Genomic DNA, 22,027 nt, shown 5'->3' with positions numbered 1-22,027 from the left:
GTGCTTTAATTATGCAAAGATAGAGAAAGTTCTCCAAAAACTAACTGTAGGTCTCTCTAAGAATTACAGAGGCACTGTAAACATCTCCGCCAAAAGGGGGATTCAGTTTGGAGAGTTTCAGTTCGATCATAAGAAGTTGGGGGAACGTTTCCTTTAATGCCGCCAGGATACGTCCGGCAGCATGTTCGATCAGCTTGGATGGAATTGCCATCTCTCTCTTAACAACCTCGTAGACAACGGCATAATTTATCGTATCTTCCAGAGTATCGTCGGCTACCGCTTTATCAAGAGGTGCCGTTAAAACAAGGTTCACCACAAACGTATTACCGACCCGTGTCTCCTGTGGGGCGACACCATGGTAAGCGTAAAATTTCATGGCCTCCAGCTCTATTTGTACTGTCATTTTTCGTTATTTTATCTGTAAAAGTAGATAAAGTAAACCTTTCTGCAAAAAAATAGTCTATATTTGCGATTCAAGCAACAAAGTATCATGATGGGAATAAAACAAAAAGACGAAAACTCTGCTGGTGGCCTACATAACACCCTTGCCACCGGAACAACCGTAAAAGGTAATATTATTACAGAAACCGATTTCAGATTAGACGGCCAGGTAGAAGGCGATATCAGTTGTAACGGCAAGATCGTTGTCGGACCGAAAGGACAAGTTATCGGTAATATTGTCTCTTCCAATGCCGAGATCCTGGGCGAAGTAGAAGGTTCCGTACGTGTCAGTGAAAAATTAGTCCTGAAAGCTACGGCAAATATCAAAGGAGATGTGTTTGCACAGTCACTCGAAATAGAACCGAATGCCCGTTTCAACGGAGTTTGTAATATGTCACCCGATACGACAAAGAAAACAAAAGCCCAGTAAATTACTACCGGGCTTTTTTATTGTTATATCCTGTTCTTATTTTCTTCCTGAAGCAGTAATCAATTCTGCAATCTTATCATTAAACCGATCTTCCGACAACAGTCTTTCCAACGGGATATGCATCCGGTAACGCCAATAATGATTGGAATTGGCAGGTACATTGATCCGCTCCGATTCAATATCTTTCCTTTTTACCGTATCGTCGATGGCAAACCAATCCTGTAACGGGATAATGGTCAGCATGGAGTTTGTCGCCAGATGATTTTCCACAATACGGGAAGCAATCTCCGACGAACATTCTTCCGGCGCCTGTCCCTCATAATGCAATACATTATTATAATAGCGTTGTATCTTTCCCCGGTCTTCTTTCCACCAGCTCCGGAGTGGCGACATATCATGTGTCGATGTCGTACAAACGGAATGATAAGGCAGATTATGCATATCGGTGAACTCGCTCTGCGGACTCTTGGGCATCCGTTCTATTTCGAGACTAAGGATCTGAAGTTTGTTCATGACATCGGGTACGGAATCAGGTATCATTCCCAAATCCTCACCGCACACCAACATATTGGTACTTCCAACCAATGGCGTCAGGCGCTTAAATGCCTGTGCTTTCCAGAAATCGTTATGACGGTGATAGAAGAAATCCCAATACAACTGGTCGAATGCATACTTATCGGAAGTATTCAACTCACTGTACATATAAGAATGACTGGCGGAAATACGGGGATGATACTTTTCCTTTTCCTGCGGATCACGCAAAAACAGAACTTCATTGGCTATGGCAAACAAACCCTGTTTTATCCGCAAAGAAACACCGTCTGTTTTACCGGAAAACAGAGTTTCGATCTTCCGTTGTGTATCGCAGAACGATTTCAAAACAAAATGATTGGATGAAGACTGGGCCAGATAGGTTCCCTCCACTTCTTCAGCTAAATCGCCAAATAGTTCGGGCAGGAACTTCCGGTTAATATGCGGTGTCGTAAACCGGGCTTCATTGAATACCATACCATATTGTTCTATCTCGTCCTCGGTAAGAGGTAAAGCCGGATTAAAATGACCGCAAAGTCCCTGGATATAATCCAACGGCACTTCCCATATACGGAAGAAACCTAATATATGGTCGATACGGAAACAATCGAAATAGTCGCTCAACTTACGGAAACGTTTCTTCCACCAGGAGAAATTGTCTTTCTCCATGATATTCCAGTTATAAGTAGGGAATCCCCAGTTCTGTCCGTCCACAGAGAAGTCGTCGGGAGGTGCTCCGGCCTGACCGTTCATATTGAAATACTGCGGCTCCGTCCAGGCATCGATACTGGTCCGGTTTACTCCGATCGGAAGATCACCCTTCAGGACAATACCGTTTTTACGGGCATAGTCGGATGCCGACTTGAATTGTACATGGAGTATATATTGCAGAAAATAATAGAACGATATTTCCGGATATGCTCCGCTATCTTCCGAACATAATTCACGTATCTGAGATTTGTTATAGGTCGCATTCTTATCCCATTTGTTAAAGTCGGATGTTCCATACTTTTCACGCAGATAGCTGTAAGCGGCATAAGGAATCAACCAGGATTGGTTCTGTTCGAAAAACTCCTGATATTCCGGAGTCGACAGAACAGACTGTCCTTCCTGACTGAAGAACTCACGGCAATAAGCCAGCTTATATCCTACTGCAACTTCATAATCGACGAAGTCTTTTGCATTCAGTTCCTCTTGTTTTGCTTTATAGAAAGCGGCACGGCCTGCATCCTTCAATTCTCCCATCTGCGGCAGGCAGATATACATCGGATGAAGGGCATACACGGAGATGGCACTATACGGATAAGAATCCATCCAGGTATGACTCATTGTCGTATCATTCATAGGCAATACCTGAATAATACGCTGGCGGGTTTTCTTCGCCCAATCGACCAGCATCCGCAAGTCTCCCAGATCACCGACACCGAACCCTTGTTCGGAACGTAAAGAAAATACGGGGATAACTGTTCCCGCACACCGCCATAAAGGTAAATTATCACGGAAATACAATCCGGAAATCATTACCGTTTCTCCGAAATCCTGTGAAGGTAAGTCGAGCTTCCGGTTCTCATCTTCCTCCCAATATAAAGGTTGATGTTTATCATTGTCATATACCAGGAATTTATATTCCAACGGATAAGTGATGTCATTCGCATCCAGGTCGATGTGCCAGTCGGGGAATGTATCGCAACTAAGTATCAACGCTTTATCCGGATGCCAGTTTCCCAGACATTCCTGATTCCCGGTAATGGCAATACTTTGCGATTTCTCTACACGGGGAGCAGATATCTTAATGGTCAGTTTCTTTCCGCTTTTTACAACTCTTTCATATGTATTACAGGGATGTGCAAACAGGCTTTTGGTAAAAGCCGAAGAGTAAAAGGCCAGATTAGCCGGACGTATCTGCCAGTAATCATATAGCGTATAATGATTGGCATGTCCTTCAAATGTTACCTGATGGTTTTTCTCCCACTCTTCAAATATCTGTTTGTCGTTTATACTTAAAAAGTAGCGATATTCAATGGTCTGCTGAGGCGATGTAAGTTCCAGTTCCAGCTCAAGCTGCCAGTTTCCATCCCCTTTGTAGTTCATTTCTTTCGCCAAAGCAGGCTCCCATGAGCCAAGCTCGGGAATAGATCCAACCACACATAACTTCTGACCCCAAACGGTATGGAAGTTTATATTAAAGGTGACTTTCATGTGTATCAAATTTAGTTCCGGAGACGAAGGTATAAAAAATGCGGGGATTTTCCCCGCATTCCTATAAAAATATTTGTAGTGTTACACTTATCCGCACTTTGAAGCTCCGCAGTTTGTACAGATCAGACACCCTTCCTGATAGATAAGGGTTTCCAGACCGCAGTTCGGACATATCTGTCCTTTTACCTCCGTACCGTTCGGCAGATATTTCTTCAAGGCACGTTCAACACCGTTCTTCCAGGTATTGATCGATTCATTATTCAGTTCCATACCCTGAACCAGCTTGATAACCTGGTCGATAGGCATACCGTAACGCAATACTCCGGAGATCAGTTTTGCATAGTTCCAGAACTCAGGATCGAACTTTCCGTCCAGGCCTTCGATGGTCATCTTATAACCACGTTTGTTTTTGAACTGGAAATCGTAATGTTTCTTTCCATCTTCATCGTAGCTCTTGATGATTGTTCCCTTAGAAACATTCTTCGGCAACATGATACCTTCATCATCATCTGCAAGCCCAGTAAAGATCTCATATGGACGACCGTTCAGCAAACCAACGAAAGCGATCCACTTCTCACGATTATTCTGGAATTTAACCACATCGGCTTCCAGTTCACGCGGACGTGTTGAAACGATCACCGGCGGTTCCATACAGTTGCAATCGTCTTTCTTCTTCTTTTCGGTTGCCAGCAATACACCGGAGCGTGAACCGTCACGATAAACCGTACAGCCTTTACAGCCGCACTTCCATGCTTCAACATACAGAGAATCTACCAATTCTTCCGATACGTCAGCCGGCAAGTTGATGGTTACACTGATAGAATGGTCCACCCATTTCTGGATACGTCCCTGCATGCGGACTTTCTGCAACCAGTCCACATCATTCGATGTAGCCTTATAGTATGGTGATTTAGCAACCAGCTCATCAATTTCCTCCTGTGTATATTTCTTAGTAACGGAATAACCGTTGGCCTGCATCCAGGTAACAAACTTATGATGGAATACTACATATTCTTCAAATGCGTCTCCTGTCTCATCCACAAAATCGACACGGGCTTCCGCATCATTCGGATTTACCTTACGACGGCGTCTATATACCGGCAGGAATACTGGTTCGATACCGGAAGTTGTCTGTGTCATCAAACTGGTCGTACCAGTCGGAGCAATCGTCAGACAGGCAATGTTACGACGACCGTATTTCAGCATATCGGCATACAGTTCCGGATCAGCCTCACGCAGACGGTTTATGAACGGATTTTTCTCTTCACGTTTTGAATCGTAAATTTCGAAAGCTCCACGCTCTTTCGCCATCATTACCGATGAACGGTAAGCTGCCAAAGCTAACGTTTTCTGGATCTTCTCTGCGCATTCCGTAGCCTCTTCCGTTCCGTAACGCAGACCTAAAGCGGCAATCATATCGCCTTCAGCTGTGATACCCACACCTGTACGACGTCCCTGCAATGTCTTCTTCTGGATCTTTTCCCACAAATGACGTTCAGTTTCCTTCACTTCCATCGATTCCGGATCAGAGTCGATCTTTTCCAGGATCTTTTCGATCTTTTCAGATTCCAGATCGATAATGTCATCCATAATACGTTGTGCCAGTTCTACATGCTTTTTAAACAGGTCATAGTCAAAATAAGCATCTTCTGTAAACGGATTCACCACATAAGAATAAAGATTGATAGCCAGCAAACGGCAGCTATCATACGGACAAAGAGGTATTTCACCACAAGGGTTTGTAGAAACCGTACGGAAACCAAGATCTGCATACGAATCCGGAACTGATTCACGAAGAATAGTATCCCAGAATAAGACCCCAGGTTCAGCAGACTTCCATGCGTTATGGATGATTTTCTTCCACAAAGCCGGTGCGTCAATTTCTTTCACCGTTGTCGGATCATTCGAATCGACCGGGTATTGTTGTTTATACGGACTGCCGCTAACCACAGCATTCATAAAATCATCATCAATCTTTACAGATACATTTGCACCTGTTACTTTGCCTTCTGTCATTTTGGCATCGATGAAAGACTCCGAGTCCGGATGTTTGATCGATACACTTAACATTAACGCACCACGACGTCCGTCCTGTGCCACCTCACGTGTCGAATTGGAATAACGTTCCATAAACGGCACCAATCCTGTCGATGTCAATGCTGAATTCTTTACAGGAGAGCCTTTCGGACGGATATGAGACAAGTCATGTCCTACACCTCCGCGGCGCTTCATTAACTGAACCTGTTCTTCATCGATACGGATAATTGCGCCATATGAGTCTGCTTCTCCATCCAATCCTATAACAAAACAATTAGAGAGTGAGGCAATCTGGTAATCATTGCCAATTCCCGTCATTGGACTTCCCTGAGGAACGATGTAACGGAAATGATCAAATAGGTCATAAAGTTCCTGTTCCGATAACGGATTAGGATACTTTTTCTCGACACGAGCAATTTCATTAGCTAACCTATGATGCATATCTACGGGAGATTCCTCATAAATATTCCCGAATGCATCCTTCAAGGCATACTTGTTTACCCATACTTTAGCGGCAAGCTCGTCGCCTGTAAAGTACTCCAGTGAAGCTTTAAATGCTTCATCGAATGTGTAAGTTTTATGGTTCACGATAAATACTGTATTAATAATAGTGCAAGTTTAAGAATACTTTATTTATTGACCAAATTATTCAACAACTAAAATCGAAACGAATTCAAGGTTTTCCATTTCTCTTTATACACCATATGATTATCAATGAAATAACTTTTCACACCATCGAAAATATTTTCCAAAAAGAAAACATCAACACATTCAATGTTTTCCAAAACAGAAAAGGATGCTATAAAAATAACATCCTTTTTAATCTTTATATGTAGAGATTTATTAGCCTCTCAACTTCACTTCGATCTCTTCTACCGAAGAACGGAAAGATTTACTCGTTTCCATCTGATCTTTGATCGTTTTACAAGCATGCAGTACAGTTGCATGGTCTTTCTTTCCGACAATCTTACCGATGTGGGAGAATGAACAATCCGTATATTTTTTGGCAAGATACATCGTTATCTGGCGAGCCTGTACTATTTCGCGTTTTCTGGAACGGGTCTGAATAACCGCCTGGTCCAAATTGAAGTAATTACAAACTATCTCCTGGATCATCTGAACAGAAAGCTGCTTCTTTTCCAAGCGAACAGCCTGACTAACGACACGCTTAGTCAAAGGCAGATCTATTTCCTTATTATTGATAACAGCATTTGCCATCAACGAAACAAGAATTCCTTCCAGGTCACGAACATTTTCCGTTACATTATTTGCAATGAAGTTAAATACCTCATCCGGTATAACGATACCATCATGGTTGATCTTATTCTTCAGGATTTTCTTTCTAAGATCCAGGTCCGGACGACTTAACTCAGCAGTAAGTCCCCATTTCAGACGGGTGATCAATCTCTCTTCCATACCCTGCAGGTCGACAGGAGCCTTATCCGAAGTAAGGATTAACTGCTTACCTAACTGATGGAGGTGATTAAATATATGAAAGAATGTATTCTGAGTCTTATCCATACCGATCAATTCCTGGATATCATCCAGCAACAACACGTCGATATTCTGATAAAAATTCAAGAAGTCATTCGTCGTATTTTTACGGATCGCGTCAGTAAACTGTACACGAAACAAGTGGGAAGAAACATATAACACCTTCTTTTCCGGATGGAGTTCGCGGATACGGGTTCCTATGGCATGACACAAATGTGTCTTTCCAACGCCAGACGGTCCGAAAATGAACAGCGGATTAAATGTTGTTTTTCCGGGATTCTGAGCAACGGCTTCACCAGCTGTACGCACCAACTTATTACTGGTTCCTTCAAAATAGTTATCAAAGTTATACTTGGGATTCAATTGAGGATCTAAATCCTGCGGTGCAGTTTGAATAAATGGATTAGGAGCCTTATTTGCATCTTTGGGAGTTATTTTCTTTACTGCTACTGAACCATTTTCTGCCGGATAATCCACCGTACCACCAGTTGTCTTATCTACCATCACACGGTAGTTAAGTATTGTACCCTGACCAATCACACGATACAATGTAACTTTCAGTACATTGACGTATTTCTCTTCAAGATATTCATAAAAGAATTGGCTTGGCACCTGGATCGTGAACTTATTATCCTCGTAGGATAACGGGACGATCGGCATGAACCATGTGTTAAAAGCGGCCTCCGGCACGATGTCTTTTATGACAGCGAGGCATTTATTCCACAATGTCTGATATTCAGTTTGCATGATTTATTACTCTCCCAACTATACTTTTTTATTTTTCCGACTACAAAGTTTAGAAATTAATTCGTAAAAAAAAAGTGCCGAATTATTTGGTTCTTTTGAATGTTTAATATCCCATTTACTTTCAAGCAGTTATAAAAACAAAACTGATTTACAGCCACTTACACACTCATCTATTCACGAAGCCTTTATTTTGGGGCACTTTTATTAACTACGCTATCCCACTGTTTTCCATGCAAAAGGACCTATAGAGTAAGTTACTTTCCTCTATCTAAAGGCCTTATGCATGCCTACAATTATGTATATATATATTTTTCCTTAATTGGAAAATTTCTAAATAAGATTAGACTCTTTAATCATCTTTTTGGTCAAAAAACAGAAAAATGAACATATCTTTTCGGATTCTGCTTCAGATCCAGCAACAACCTGGAAGCATTCAGCATCGTACTATCCAAATTATTATATAAACTCCTGTCATTCAACAATAAGCCCAATGTATTATCCTTCTGATTCAGCTTGTTTGTAGTTAGTTGCAGGTTCGCCAAAGTTGCATTGATCGAATTGACCGTGGTGGCCAAATCCAGCTCCTTCAATCCGGAACTCACTTCATTAAAATTACCGGTTATTACTTTCAGGTCAGAAACGATACCCGGAACATCTTTACTCAGCAAACTATTCAGCTGGCGGGTGGAAACCTCCAGGTTCCCTGTGGTCTTCGCAATATGATCCAGGGACTGAGATATTGCCGGATGATTGATCAAGGCCTGTAAGCCGCCCAATATCGAATCCAGCTTAGGCAAAAGCACTTCTACCCCCGGCAAGATCTTTTCCTGTACGGCCTGCATCATATCCTCCTCCATGCGCCCCTCGATTGTAGCACCTGGTTTCAAATAGTCTTGTACATATTTATTCAGATGAATATGAAGCTCTCCACCACTTAAAAGCGTCTTTATAATAGTTATATAACTCCCTGAAGTCAACCGCATCTCATCGTCAAGACTGATCTCAACCGTTATTTTATCAGTATTCTCATAATCATAAACAATACTTCTCACCAACCCCACTTTAAAACCGTCAATGAAAACAGGACTAGAGACTGTTACATCTTTTACATTATGAAATGTGACAAAATAATGATTTACCGGTTTAAATAAATTTATACCTTTCAGATAATTAATCCCGAAATAAAGCAATGCCAGACTGACTATACTCACAAGTCCGATCTTTGCCTCTTTGGTCAATATACTTTTCATCCCTTTAAATTATATGTTTCTCTTTAATATTTCACCTTTTTGCCATCTTTAAAAGCCACGATAAACGCATCTTTAAAATCTTTAGCTACCTGCCTGCGCAACTTCCTGATCGAATCAAAATCAGTCGTTTCACCACAAGTATATTTATAGATTCCTTTCTCCACGAAGTAATCCACATTCTTATATCCTTTAAACACTTTTGCCCCCGAAGAAAGTTTTTTATCCGAGGTAAGAATTTGCACTTTATAGACAATTTTACCTGTTGTGACTGATTTTGTTCTCGCAGCGGTAGTTGTACTCTGCCTTTTTTGTGAAGAGACGGAAGACTTCTTCTTTCTATTTAGAATATCCTGTTCGCTACCGGGTGCTACCCCTTCTTCTACTTGCTCATCTGCAAAATAAGAAGTTTCTACCGATGTCGTTACGCTTCCGGAAGAAGAATTCCCTCCCGATACTCCTCCTTGCTTTCGGTCATATTCTTTTTTATATCGAGTAAATGCATCGAACAAAGCATTTGCCAGTTTATTTTGTCCATCTGATGATTTCATAAAATGTTCCTCATCGCGATTCGAAATATATCCCAGTTCTACCAATACACTCGGCATACTCGTTTTCCTTAAAACCAAAAAGCCAGCCTGTCTTACCCCTCTGTCAGCCCGTTTAGCAGACACAAAACACTTTTGTATCTCCGAGGCAAAACCTATACTTTGTTCCATATGCTTATTTTGCATAAACTCAAAGATAATATAGGATTCAGAAGAATTCGGATCAAAGCCTTCATACTTTTGTTCATAATTATCCTCCAGTAATATAGCCGAATTCTCACGCATAGCCACCGCCAGATTTTCATCAGTACGAGCCAAACCCAACGTATATGTTTCCGTTCCCCGAGCTGTACTACCCTTTTTAACTGAATTTGTATGGATAGAAATAAAAAGATCCGCCTTATTCCGATTCGCGATATTTGCACGTTCATCCAACTCAATAAAGCGATCAGTCTTGCGGGTATAAATAACTTTTACATCATCGTGGCTCGCAGATATCTTATCTCCCAGTTTCAAAGCTACCGAAAGATTGATTTCTTTTTCATTGATAACCGTACCTCTCGCTCCCGGGTCCTTTCCACCATGACCAGCATCAATCACGACAGTAAACGTTTTCTCCCTCGCCTGAAGTACAGGCTGGGTCAAAAACAAGACCATCAGCAGATTAATACATAGAAAAGATATCCTAGCCATTTTACAGTATTTTTATGCAAATTCGGGGCAAATGTAGCATTTTTTTGCTGATTAAGCGAAGTCTTTTTCTATAAATAATTGGTCGTCTCTTGTTTACAGCAAAGAGAATCCAATATTAGAAAACAGATTTAGCCCAATAATATGAAAACTACAAATCAATTCTATAAAAAGAAAGACGGAAAATAAAAAAGGGCAAATCCCGAAGGACTGCCCTTTTCACTTTATATCGTTTACTGAATTATTCAGAAACTACTTCGAAAGGAATTTCAACAGAAACTTCCTTGTGAAGTTTAAGGATTGCTTTGTAGTTACCTACTTCCTTAACAGCATCCTTAATATAGATGATCTTACGTTCTACTTCAAAACCAGCCTTTGCCAAAGCTTCAGCAACCTGGATATTTGTAACAGAACCGAAGATTGTACCTGTTGAACTGGTCTTTGCACCGATAGTCAATGCAACGCCTTCCAACTTAGCAGCCAATGCCTGAGCATCTTCTTTGATCTTAGCCAATTTGTGAGCACGCTGTCTCAGGTTTTCAGCTAATACTTTCTTAGCAGACTCAGAAGCGATTACTGCCTTACCCTGGGGGATTAGAAAGTTACGTCCGTAACCGTCTTTTACTGTTACGATATCGTCTTTGTAACCTAAATTGATTACATCTTCTTTCAAAATAACTTGCATATTCTGTCTCCTCTCTTTTTATTATTTCATTAAATCGGTTACGTAAGGAAGCAACGCCAAGTGACGAGCTCTTTTTACAGCCTGAGCGATACGACGCTGGAACTTCAAAGATGTACCAGTGATACGACGCGGAAGAATTTTACCCTGTTCGTTCAGGAATTTCTTCAGGAATTCAGGATCTTTGTAATCGATATACTTGATACCGTTCTTTTTGAAACGGCAATATTTCTTTTTCTTAACGTCTACTGAAGGCGGAGTTAAATATCTGATTTCTGATTGAGTTGCTGCCATGATTAATTCTCCTTTACTGTTTCTTTAGATGATTTCAGATTTCTTCTCTTAGCGGCATATTCTGCTGCATATTTGTCCTGGCGGAAAGTCAGGAAGCGGATCACACGTTCGTCACGACGGAAGTTAACTTCCAAAGTAGCGATAGTTTCCGGATTTGCCTTGAATTCAACCAGCTGATAGAAGCCTGTTGTTTTCTTGTCGATAGGATAAGCTAATTTGCGCAATCCCCAATTTTCTTCGTTCACGATTTCTGCGCCTTCTGCTTTCAGGAGGTTCGTGAATTTTTCTACCGCTTCCTTCATCTGTGCGTCAGACAAAACGGGAGTCAAAATGAAAACGGTTTCGTAATTGTTCATAAAACGCTGTTTTATTTTTGTTAATACTTAAAATTTGCGGTGCAAAGGTAAGGAGAATTATTTACACCACAAATACTTCGATTCTTTTTCTTAGTATTTTATCTAAAAAAGCAAGAATGGTTTCAACACATTCCCTTCCGCATCTTCCGGATAAAGCGCCCCTTCTGCTTCAAGCTGGGCACTCATGGCTTTCACCATCGCTTTTACCCGGTTGCCGTCACGAAGGGAGAGATCGAGCGATTCGCCCGGGTCGTTCTTCAGGTTGTATAGACGGTAACGGGGTTCGGCCGGCCTTTCAGGATTATAGTAGTAAATCAGCTTCCAGTCGCCATCGATATAGGTGGTGAAATAACTTCCACGATGTTCGTGAGGAAAATGCATCAATACTTTCTCCGAGCGGGTAGCGTTCTTTTTCCCTTCAAACTGAACACGCAAGTCCACACCATCGATCGTATGTCCTTTCGGATTGTCAGCTCCGGCAAGAGACAGAACGGTCGGAAACAGATCCATGACCGTACCCAATTGCTGCTGGATCGCGCCTGCTTCTATCGGTAATTTCTTTTGATTTGGATTTTGTGCATCCGGCTTTCCCCAGCAAGCAATGAACGGAACACGGACACCACCCTCATATTCCGTTCCTTTCTTTCCCCGTAAAGGAGCAGAAGAGGTATATCCTTTATCATCACCGAGAGGAGCGTCGGAACCATTGTCTCCCAGGAACATGATCAAGGTATTTTCTGCTATACCTAGTTCTTCCAGATGATCCATAATATCGCCCAGCGATTTATCCATACCTTCTATCAAGGTGGCGAAATCGGCTGCTACCTTCGGCTTTCCCGTATAACCGTAATGAGCGGCAAAGCGTTTGTCGGCTTCAAACGGACCGTGAACAGCGTAATGAGACATATATAAGAAGAAAGGTTTCTCCTCTCCCACCGCCTTATTGATCTGTTCGTTGGCCTCCAGGGTTAAAGCCTCGCTCAGAAAGACATCCGTACCGTGATATTTCTCCAGTCCCGGCACGGCACGGCTTTTATTCCCTTTTATATTTCCGTAGCCATTCTCACCATAGTAACTACCCGGCTGCCCGATCGAAGAGCCTGCGATATTTACGTCGAAGCCGATATTCTGCGGATTTTCACCTTCACTGCTCTGGCATCCGAAATGAGCCTTACCGACATGGATCGTCTTATATCCGGCATCGTGTAGGACACGGGGCAAAGTAACATCACTCTTCGACAGGCCTTCCCAGTTCCATTCTTCGGGTCCGAAAGGGGTTTTGTTATTACTTTCGGAGTTGATCCAGTTGGTTGTTCTGTGCCGGGTCGAGTTTTGTCCGGTCATAATAGAGGCACGCGACGGAGAACTTACACTCTGTGCATAAAAAGTAGAGAAACGGATTCCCTGACGGGCCATGCGCTCCATGTTAGGTGTCTGATACCAATCGTTCAACGGATAACGGACCGGATTCCCCTCTGCATCCGTCAGGAAAGGCAAAGAGGTATCCATCAATCCCATATCATCTACCAGAAAAACGATTATATTCGGACGTTCCTGCGCAATCATCGGCTGTCCGGTCAAAAGCAATAAACTCGATACACATAAAGTTTTCTTCATAATACTTATATTATATTTCTATTTCAGTAACCAGCGGTTTAAATGATTTCCGGGAGACAGCACAACGAACTTATAGAATTTCGAAGACGGCAATGTTTGCAGATCGACTGTATATTCCGTCGCTCCGGCAGGAAGCTCTGCGACTTTTATCCACTCGTCTTTCCCTCCCTCCTTGAATTTATTGTCGGCTGCGGCATAAACCGTAACGGGGACATTTCCCGAATAAGATTTCCAAGAGAGTTCCACCATATTATCATAAGGTAAAGTCTGCAAATCGTAAATATCCGTTTTACCGATGAACGGCATGCCATCCTGTTCCCAAAGGACTAATTGCGGCACCTCGAATCCCATGTAACGGCAGATAGAAGGGGCAATATCCGTGATCGCCAGACCGCCCGCCTTGAAATGGTTGTTTACCGGAACGTTGGTCGAAATCCAGGTAGTACGTTCGCGCTCGGATTGCCCTCCGTGTCCGTGACCATTCTCGCCACGACCATGGTCGGTCGTTACTATGATCATCCACTCTTCATCAAAATTAGCTTCACGATATTTGACAGCTTCCCAAATACGAGCAACCTGGTTGTCAGCCTTCCGAACATATTCATCGAAAAAAGCTCCGTTTCCGGCAATATGTCCCGCGTCGTCGGTATACCACAGATAAACCCAACTCAGATCAGGGGCATCTTTACGGATTCCTTCGGCAGCATCCTTCGAAATTTGTTCGTCTATATCGAAAATATGCAAATCTTTTTCCTTCTTCGGGAAGCGGATTGTATCGAGATCGTAACCGTCCTTTACATAATCTATTTTCAAATGGTTTGTTTCCTTCTTTCCTTCCCCGATCAAGACGGTACGGTTGTCTGTCCAGCTGGAATAAATGGCTGTTTTGTAATCTTTGGGTTGTTCTTTGGCTATCCGGAAAATAGTCCAGTAGTTATAATTGGGTTTCAGGTCGGAGTTACCCCCTACGTTATGTTTATTAAACCAGGTAGCCGTCAGCAGATTGGTATAACCGATGGCTGAGATCGTTGCAGTCTGTGAATATCCGCCTATCTCACCTCCGGTGTAAGCCCTCGCATAAGCTCCTCTGGAAGCAATATCGAATATGGCCGGCGTATGAAGCCGCTCGATCTGGTCGGCAGGAACTCCGTCAATGATTATATACACAGCTTTCTTTGTTTTTGCAAACAAACTGGTGCAACACAGGCTAACCAGCAACAAATAATAAATACGTCTCATAACTATCTCCCCTTTATGATTATAAATGAAGTCCTAAAAGTACACATTTCTTTTATTTAATGAAATAAAGAGCATGACTAATCATATTAATCGAAAAACAACGCCTATCTAATCTGCTTTAAAGCTCAAAAAACGGAATTTAAATAGTTTATACTATCTACAACATCTACAATCATGTCATAGACTCCTTGTAAACAGACTTCTTATACAGTGGTTGTAGATGATAATATATCTACAATATTTATTTGTTATCTACCACTTTATATGCCATTCTGCTTTTCAATAGAGAAAGGGATAAGGACGAATAAAAAGTTTCTATAGGAGGAAACTAAAGTTTCTTGCCTGGGAAACTTTAGTTTCGTACTGAATAAACAAAAGTTTTCCAGGCAGAAAAACAAACAAATCATGTCAGGTAACAGGTGGTGGACATAGAGCGAATTGTTGTAACCTATAAGTGTAGGATGGTTGTATTCAGTACTCATAAAGTAGTAAATAGTGGTAGATATGGTCTTATTATTGTAGATAATAAGAAGAAATATCCTTTTGAGCTCGATATTTAAAATTTAAACAGGCTCTAAATAATAATAGGGAAAAGATCAAAACACCGGTTCTTTTGTGCTAATAGTTTACCTACCTTTGTAACCGGAACAATGACATACCCGTCGCGGTTATAAAAGGAAAACAATTATGAGACGCAAACTGTATTTTACTTCCTTACTTATTTTTCTGGCTATCAGCATGTATGCCCAATACGTCCCCGATGTATTGGGAGACGGATACCTGCGGCGTACGTTTCAGATGCCTGACGATTATGAAGGGAAAGTGGTCTGTACATTGGTAAAAAAACCCCAACTGCCCGATGTGAAACAAGCAGTATTGTATATTCATGGTTATAACGATTATTTCTTCCAAAAGCAACTGGGAGACAGCGTGAATGCACATGGCTACAATTTTTATGCGATGGACTTGAGGAAATACGGACGTTCCATCCTGCCCAATCAGAATCCGTTTTTCTGCAAAAGCCTTACAGAATATTTTGCAGATATCGATACGGCACTGGCAACCATACGCTCGGAAGGGAACGACAAGATTCTCTTGATGGCCCATTCTACGGGAGGATTGATCACACCTTTGTATCTGGACAGCAAGAATGGTCATCTACCTGTTGACGGACTGATACTGAATAGTCCTTTCCTCGACTGGAATTTCGGCTGGTTTATGGAGAAGATCACTATCCCGGCTGTGGCATTCGTCGGAAGACTTTTCCCAAATCTGACCGTACAGGGTTACGGTATCGCCTCTTATGCACATAGTCTGTTGAAACAATTCAAGGGGGAATGGGAATACGATACGAACTGGAAAATGATTAACGGACATCCTAAAAAGGCGGGGTGGATAAAGGCGATTCAGGAAGGACAGCAGAAAGTCCGGAAAGGATTGAAGCTGGATTGCCCGATCCTTGTGATGTCGTCCAACAAATCTTATCCGGAGACGAAAGAATGGCATAACGAATATTTGTCGTCCGATATCGTGCTCGATGTACATGATATTCAAAAGTATGCCCCTAAGCTCGGAGAGCATGTCACACGCGACACAATACCCAATGGCATTCATGACCTGATCCTTTCGGAAAAGGCATCCCGTGACTATACTTACCAAACGGTATTCGACTGGATAACAGCAAAGAACTTCTGATCATTTCCTTCGCGGAGCGGCAATGTGCTGCTTGGTCAGATTATTCATATCTTCCAGAATATAACGGTTGACATAGCTGAAGCTGAAACGGAAAAAATAATCGCGCAACGTTCCGGTATTGGCAGGAGAAGTCAGACTGTGCAGGTGGTTTAAAGCTATAAAAGTATAACCTTCACGGGGAATACGGTTGAAAAACTCGACCTTGGTACGGTCCAGAGCCACAATATCTCCATCGTTTTCCGCGAAACCGTTCATAGCTTCTTCCCAGGTGATCTGCGTACGGTCTTCGTAAACGGCCCACCGGTACACATCCTTGCCGTTCACTTTTTCCGGCAATGTGTTCGAATGGTGGACGAGGATATAATCATTACGCATGTCACTGTCGCTATGGATCCAGATATCCAGCACCTTATACTGAGCGGAGTTATCAAACTTGATATATCCGTTCTTACATATCTGCGGAGAAAAGATATTCCGCTCCACATCCGTAAAGTAAATCAGATTGCTGCCGAAGAAGTCCTTTCTGGAAACAAACTCGGAGAATAATTTAGCGATCTTCGCCTGGTCGGAGCAATGGACAAACTCCGGTAATTCCTTAGGAAAGTTCTTCCGGCAAATCAGGCTGAACTCTTTCAACAACTCATTCGGATCACGTTCTTTCTGAATCTCGACAAAAGACAATATCTCGTCCACTGAACGGAACCGTTGGTTGTTATCCTGTGTCAGACAACGTTCCACAATCTGGTCATACAGCTTCAAAGACGGGAAGACTTTACTTATCGCGACATCGTTGCTGGTATTGCCAAAAGCATACCATTGCAAGACTTCTCCTATCGCAGTAATATCCGAGTAACCGGAGTCGCTGTTCTCAATGATGGAGACATCGGTCAACACAAACTCATTATGGTCATCCACCAGGATATTACGCGGCCTGATTGCTCCGTGGCAGATCCCCATGCTATGCAGAAAATGAACGGTATTCGTTAAGAAACGGAACAGCTTGAGAAAAGTATCCATAGAAAGAATATTCCTATATTCTTCCAATGAACATTTATATAGTTTCATGACCAGGACAGGAATCTCTTCCCCTTGTATGGTTACAATATCAAAGTCAGCATACTGCACAATGTTATCTCTCGTTTCCAGAAGAGAAATTGTCAGGTATCTGGCTTTAAGCTTATTTAACCACATCTCCTTTCCCGAATCGTCACCCCTGAACAAAAAGAATTTCAAAGCTACATCCTTTCCATTCATGCGGGCTTTGAAGACAATGCCGGTTTCTCCTCTTCCTAAAGGTCTGGAATCTAACAGGCATTCCCCCAAAGATAATGAAATTCTATACTTTTCAAGTTCAAGAAATTCAAAAAAAAGTTGCTTATCATCCATATTAAACGTTGTAAATCAAGCCGTGACAACAAAGATACAATTATATTTGTATTTTTATAATGCTTAAGCTTCTTTTTTAAATGCTTCAATAGTAGCATTATATTTATCATTACCTTTGTTGCGGACAAAAAATAAATAGAATGAAAGCCTTACATATTATATTTGCAGGAATAATTTTGCTCTGTATTTCGGTTCATGGTTATTCCCAGATCAACAAAATACAAGATTCCACTATTTATAAAGCAGAGCTGTTCGGTTCTGCAGCTACAGGTTCAAATACTCCGTTCTGGATGGTAAGCAATCGGTATGGAGTTGTCCCGTTGGATGCGGGGAACGGTTTCTTAAATGCCGGTGTATTCCATAATCAGCATTTCGGAAGTAAGTTTCGCTGGGGGGCAGGCCTTGATCTTGTGGCAGCTGTACCACGCCATCGCAATATATTCATTCAGCAGGCTTATGCGGAAATAGGATACAGGAGTTTATTGCTCAGCATCGGTAGCAAAGAACGTTACAATTCGTTGTGGGACCGTAACCTGAGTTCGGGCGATATGGTCCAATCGCCTAATGCCCGTCCCATTCCTGAAATAAATTTAAGTATGCCTGAATTTACTGTGGTGCCACTAACCAAAGGCTTGCTTCAGGTTAGAGGAGATTTTGCCATAGGCAGGTCATTTGATACCGATTATCTGGAAGACTTTGCCAATGCGAAACAGACTTATGTAAAGAATGTATTATGGCATCATAAATCCTTTTTCCTTCGAATCAAAGATACAAGAAACGATTTTCCTTTGTCTTTCACCTTGGGAGCACAACACTTTGCACAATGGGGAGGGACATCTACTGATGCCAGACTTGGGAAACAGCCTCAATCTTTTAAAGATCTGATACGCGTTATTTTTGGACAAAAGGGAGGAGACGACGCTTCTCTATCCGATCAGATAAATGTATTAGGTAGTCATTACGGCTCTTTCGACTTTAAGTTAAGCTATACAATGAAAGATTGGGCTGGACATTTTTATTATCAACATTATTTCAACGACAAATCAGGAATAGAGTTTGCAAATAAAAGCGATGGCTTGTGGGGAATACAAGTAGACTTGCCTACTATTCCCTGGTTAAATAAAATTGTTGGCGAATATCTGGTAACAATGAACCAAAGTGGCCCCATGCACTTTATTACATTCGACCGTGATAAATGGCAAGGCGGACGCGGAGGTGGAAACGATGATTATTACAACAATGGAGAATATCGGACAGGTTTCTCTTATTTCAACCGCGGGATAGGTTCTCCACTGATCCCGGCACCTGAGTATAATAAAGACGGAGCTTTGGGGTTTGAGAACAATCGTGTTAAAAGCTGGCATATCGGAGCTGAAGGAAATATCAATACACTTCTCTCCTATCGTGTGTTGTTCACGGCTATGAACGGTTGGGGTACCTCCTACTTTCCATTCTTAAACAAAAAATACGGAACTTCCACTCTGATAGATATCAATTATACGCACCCTCAGTTAAAAGGATGGCTCTTTACCGGTTCTGTTGCAGCCGATACAGGAACAATGCTAGGGAAAAATGTCGGCTTCAGTCTGGGTGTAACTAAAACCGGCCTGCTAAAAGCCTGGAAGTAACATCATTTATATTTGTCCCATAAAGCGGAAGCTATAATATCCTGAGTACGATCTGCAAATAGCTGCATCCCTTTATGGGATGGATCCATATCGTTTGTCGGAATAGCGGGATGGATCACCATCTCCATCTTATGGCGATGCACATTCAGCGAACCGATCGGTAATACATCAAAAGGTCCGTTCAATGTAATCGGTATGATCGGCAAATGTTGATCGAGTGCCATCTGATAAGCCCCCTTTTTAAAACGGATCATCTTACCGGTATATGTACGTGAACCTTCCGGGAATACCACTACGGATGCACCGTTCTTCAAACAACGTTCAGCTTCCTGTACACTACGGATAGCAGCTTTAGATGTCGAGTTATCGACAAAAATAAATCCGGCAGCCCGGCAAGCAGCACCGACAAAAGGAATCTTTCCAATCCCGGCTTTCATAACCCATTTAATCGGAACTCCCAGAAAACCATAAATCAGAAAAATATCAAATGCCCCCTGATGATTCGCCACAAAGACGTACGATTGTTTACGGTCTATATTCTCCCGCCCCTTTACTTTCACCGGACAAAGTGCCAGATAACAAGTCAGCCGTGACCATATCATGCCCGGATAATAAGCGAAAATCTTTTCTTCTCCCAATAAACAACCAACAATAACGGTTAGGGCTGTAATGATAGTAAGCACCACAAAGACAGGTACAAAAAACAGCCATAAATAAACCAAGTAAAGTATTCGTAGCATATATAACTGTATTGATACTACAAATATAGGAGCTAAATTCGATGGTTTCATTATTTTTATTCTAAAATATTTTTGCAATCGGGTTATTATTACTTTATTTGCGGTAGAAAAGAAAATAATTATAAAAACATCTATAACCATGAACGAATTAGTTAAAAATCTTGGGGTAATCGTGCTCTTAATCGGTGTAATTATTCTTGCTGTACCGGCTATTACCGGAGGTGTAACTAACACTATCCTTATTGCAGGTTTAGCTATTATCATCCTTGGTTACATCAGCCACATCGTTATCAACAAGAAAGTGCAGTAACACACATGCTTAAAAATTAAAAAGGGATCGTTTCTTGATAATTGAAACGATCCCTTTTCTTTTAGAAAGATACTATAAATCAAGCCTCTCCCTGAACACCACCCATCGGCGGTATAAAATCTTCGAAGTTAGCAGTCTTATTACCACCTTTCAACTGTTCTTCATACTTAGCCAGGTTATCCTGTAAAGCAAAGAATAGTCGTTTGGCATTATCCGGAGTCAGTATGACACGACTTTTTACCTGTGCTTTCGGAGCTCCCGGAACCACACGGATAAAGTCTAATATAAACTCGGATGTTGAATGTGAGATAATTGCCAGATTGGCATAAGTACCTTGTGCCATTTCTTCAGACAGTTCTACTTGTATCTCGTTAGACGGTTTGTTATTGTTCTCCATTTTTCTTTATGTTTTAAGTTTAACTAATCGGGCACAAATATACAGATATAAGAAGTATCCATGAAATATAATGCAAATAAAAAGGGCCACCTTCACAGGCGGCCCTTTTCCAGTTGTGTTTTTAATTCTCAATTCTTTAGACCAATGTAAAAAAAATACCTTATTGTGTTTAATATTTATTATCCTGACTTTTAGGCTAAGGTTTTTTTCAGTTCAAACGCATATCTGCATCATGAACGTTACAAAGATACAAACTGTACAAAAAACCTCCAAACACAAAATAGCTATTAACTAATATTTCTTCGATAATTAACAAAATAAAACATCTACAAAAATAGACATAAATGGAATTACTCCAATATACATTTCTCTATAGACCAATATATTCTATTTAATTACCAAAGTTGTAATAACCGGACAATGATCGGACGGATAAAGGTGATTGAGTGTATCTGTTAAGACGCCATTATTCATAACCTTTATGTCGCCTTTTACGAAAATATAATCAATCCACTCACGTTTTTCCAAAGGGATTCGTCCATAATCATGGAAAGTCCATTCCGGACCATATTTCAAATCTGCTATTTCACGTGTATGAGTGATATGCCGGGGATCGTTTACATCTGTCAACACCTTGATAGGGTCATCATCCGGAGTTGCATTAAAATCACCTGTAACAATAACGGGCAATCCCTTGGAGAGCTTATGAGCTTCCTCCAAAACTAACGAGGCACCTTCATGACGGGCTACTTTTCCCATATGGTCCAGATGAGTATTCAGGAAGAAAAACTTTTTACCGGATTCCTTATCCTTAAAGATCCCCCAGGTAGCAACACGTTCACAGGCGGCATCCCAGCCTTTTTTACCTACAGCATTCATATCTTCCGCCAACCAGAAATTACCGCTGTCTTCAAGCACAAAACGGTCTTTCTTATAGATGATCGGAGCGTACTCGCCTTTTGTCTTGCCATCTTCCCTACCGACACCGACAGATGTATATTCGGGCAAACGGCTCAGAAGATCATTCAACTGATGATTCAACACTTCCTGTGCACCAAAAATATCGGTATTATAGAACTTAACCAAATTGGCAGCCAGATCCTTCCGGTTACTCCACTGATTATCTCCGTCATCTTTTGTATCCATACGGATATTAAACGTCATTACCTTTAATGGCACACCTGGTTGCTTAGCCGATAAGAAACCGGCAAACAATAAAACAGAGAGAATACTCAATAAAATCTTTTTCATGATACTTTATATGTTTAGTTATTATAGGCGATAGACAAAAGTAAGCTATCTATGCAGATTAAGCAAAT

19 protein-coding genes are annotated in these 22,027 nt (G+C 41.5%); 4 read left to right on the top strand and 15 right to left on the bottom strand.

The window, feature by feature from the left end:
• Nucleotides 1-40: 40 nt before the first annotated feature.
• Nucleotides 41-403, bottom strand: coding sequence for a dihydroneopterin aldolase (gene folB, locus DWX23_RS14655; RefSeq protein ID WP_122375020.1), 363 nt, complete (start codon nt 401-403; stop codon nt 41-43).
• An 87-nt stretch (nt 404-490) separates the two neighbouring features.
• Here folB and DWX23_RS14650 point away from each other — a divergent pair, with 87 nt between their 5' ends.
• Entirely contained in the window at nt 491-871 is a 381-nt protein-coding gene (locus tag DWX23_RS14650; RefSeq protein ID WP_122353844.1) for a polymer-forming cytoskeletal protein, read from the top strand.
• A gap of 36 nt (nt 872-907) precedes the next feature.
• On the opposite strand, the gene DWX23_RS14645 is transcribed toward DWX23_RS14650, so the two are convergent.
• The 10 genes from DWX23_RS14645 to DWX23_RS14600 form a co-directional block, all read right to left on the bottom strand.
• Nucleotides 908-3,601: a 4-alpha-glucanotransferase gene (locus DWX23_RS14645; protein ID WP_122375019.1), complete on the bottom strand. Its 2,694-nt coding sequence runs from the start codon at nt 3,599-3,601 to the stop codon at nt 908-910.
• An 87-nt stretch (nt 3,602-3,688) separates the two neighbouring features.
• Nucleotides 3,689-6,226 (bottom strand): adenosylcobalamin-dependent ribonucleoside-diphosphate reductase, encoded by a 2,538-nt coding sequence (locus DWX23_RS14640; protein WP_122375018.1) that lies wholly within the window; start codon nt 6,224-6,226, stop codon nt 3,689-3,691.
• Nucleotides 6,227-6,481: 255 nt separating this feature from the next.
• On the bottom strand, nt 6,482-7,879 hold the full coding sequence (gene dnaA / locus DWX23_RS14635) for a chromosomal replication initiator protein DnaA (RefSeq protein WP_122353847.1): 1,398 nt from the start codon (nt 7,877-7,879) through the stop codon (nt 6,482-6,484).
• 365 nt (nt 7,880-8,244) lie between these two features.
• Nucleotides 8,245-9,129 carry an MlaD family protein gene (locus DWX23_RS14630; protein ID WP_122353848.1) on the bottom strand — a complete coding sequence of 295 codons (885 nt, stop codon included), beginning with the start codon at nt 9,127-9,129 and terminating at the stop codon, nt 8,245-8,247.
• Between the two features lie 23 nt (nt 9,130-9,152).
• Nucleotides 9,153-10,367, bottom strand: coding sequence for an N-acetylmuramoyl-L-alanine amidase (locus DWX23_RS14625; protein ID WP_122375017.1), 1,215 nt, complete (start codon nt 10,365-10,367; stop codon nt 9,153-9,155).
• Between the two features lie 238 nt (nt 10,368-10,605).
• On the bottom strand, nt 10,606-11,049 hold the full coding sequence (rplI, locus tag DWX23_RS14620) for a 50S ribosomal protein L9 (RefSeq protein ID WP_122362415.1): 444 nt from the start codon (nt 11,047-11,049) through the stop codon (nt 10,606-10,608).
• A 21-nt stretch (nt 11,050-11,070) separates the two neighbouring features.
• Nucleotides 11,071-11,340, bottom strand: a complete 270-nt coding sequence (gene rpsR / locus DWX23_RS14615) for a 30S ribosomal protein S18 (RefSeq protein ID WP_007654155.1) — start codon at nt 11,338-11,340, stop codon at nt 11,071-11,073.
• Between the two features lie 2 nt (nt 11,341-11,342).
• The gene (gene rpsF, locus DWX23_RS14610) at nt 11,343-11,696 is read right to left on the bottom strand and encodes a 30S ribosomal protein S6 (RefSeq protein WP_122274690.1); all 354 of its coding nucleotides are present in this window, start codon (nt 11,694-11,696) and stop codon (nt 11,343-11,345) included.
• A gap of 102 nt (nt 11,697-11,798) precedes the next feature.
• Nucleotides 11,799-13,313, bottom strand: coding sequence for a sulfatase (locus DWX23_RS14605; RefSeq protein ID WP_122375016.1), 1,515 nt, complete (start codon nt 13,311-13,313; stop codon nt 11,799-11,801).
• A gap of 18 nt (nt 13,314-13,331) precedes the next feature.
• Entirely contained in the window at nt 13,332-14,552 is a 1,221-nt protein-coding gene (locus tag DWX23_RS14600) for an alkaline phosphatase family protein (protein WP_122375015.1), read from the bottom strand.
• A 687-nt stretch (nt 14,553-15,239) separates the two neighbouring features.
• Here DWX23_RS14600 and DWX23_RS14595 point away from each other — a divergent pair.
• Nucleotides 15,240-16,247, top strand: a complete 1,008-nt coding sequence (locus DWX23_RS14595; RefSeq protein ID WP_122375014.1) for an alpha/beta hydrolase — start codon at nt 15,240-15,242, stop codon at nt 16,245-16,247.
• Here DWX23_RS14595 and DWX23_RS14590 read toward each other — a convergent pair whose 3' ends face one another.
• Entirely contained in the window at nt 16,248-17,633 is a 1,386-nt protein-coding gene (locus DWX23_RS14590; RefSeq protein ID WP_122375013.1) for a protein kinase family protein, read from the bottom strand.
• Nucleotides 17,634-17,773: 140 nt separating this feature from the next.
• On the opposite strand from DWX23_RS14590, the gene DWX23_RS14585 reads away from it, so the two are divergent.
• Nucleotides 17,774-19,261, top strand: a complete 1,488-nt coding sequence (locus DWX23_RS14585) for a capsule assembly Wzi family protein (RefSeq protein WP_122375012.1) — start codon at nt 17,774-17,776, stop codon at nt 19,259-19,261.
• Nucleotides 19,262-19,263: 2 nt separating this feature from the next.
• Here the strand turns inward: DWX23_RS14585 and DWX23_RS14580 are convergent, their stop codons facing one another.
• Nucleotides 19,264-20,001: a 1-acyl-sn-glycerol-3-phosphate acyltransferase gene (locus DWX23_RS14580; RefSeq protein WP_122375114.1), complete on the bottom strand. Its 738-nt coding sequence runs from the start codon at nt 19,999-20,001 to the stop codon at nt 19,264-19,266.
• Nucleotides 20,002-20,140: 139 nt separating this feature from the next.
• Between DWX23_RS14580 and DWX23_RS24995 the strand changes: the two genes are divergently transcribed.
• Nucleotides 20,141-20,311 (top strand): hypothetical protein, encoded by a 171-nt coding sequence (locus DWX23_RS24995; protein WP_183672097.1) that lies wholly within the window; start codon nt 20,141-20,143, stop codon nt 20,309-20,311.
• Nucleotides 20,312-20,390: 79 nt separating this feature from the next.
• Here the strand turns inward: DWX23_RS24995 and DWX23_RS14575 are convergent, their stop codons facing one another.
• Together DWX23_RS14575 and DWX23_RS14570 are read right to left on the bottom strand one after the other, a co-directional pair.
• Nucleotides 20,391-20,708, bottom strand: a complete 318-nt coding sequence (locus DWX23_RS14575) for a DUF3467 domain-containing protein (protein WP_007654170.1) — start codon at nt 20,706-20,708, stop codon at nt 20,391-20,393.
• A gap of 387 nt (nt 20,709-21,095) precedes the next feature.
• A complete protein-coding gene (locus tag DWX23_RS14570) occupies nt 21,096-21,959 on the bottom strand; it encodes an endonuclease/exonuclease/phosphatase family protein (protein ID WP_122375011.1) in 864 nt (287 codons plus the stop codon).
• Nucleotides 21,960-22,027: the final 68 nt, after the last annotated feature.

Origin of the sequence: Parabacteroides sp. AF18-52 (assembly GCF_003479145.1) — a bacterium.
In the GTDB taxonomy this organism is placed as follows: Bacteria; Bacteroidota; Bacteroidia; order Bacteroidales; family Tannerellaceae; genus Parabacteroides; species Parabacteroides faecis.
Note: the sequence above shows the minus strand (reverse complement) of the source record. Positions and strands in the feature narration are given on the sequence as shown.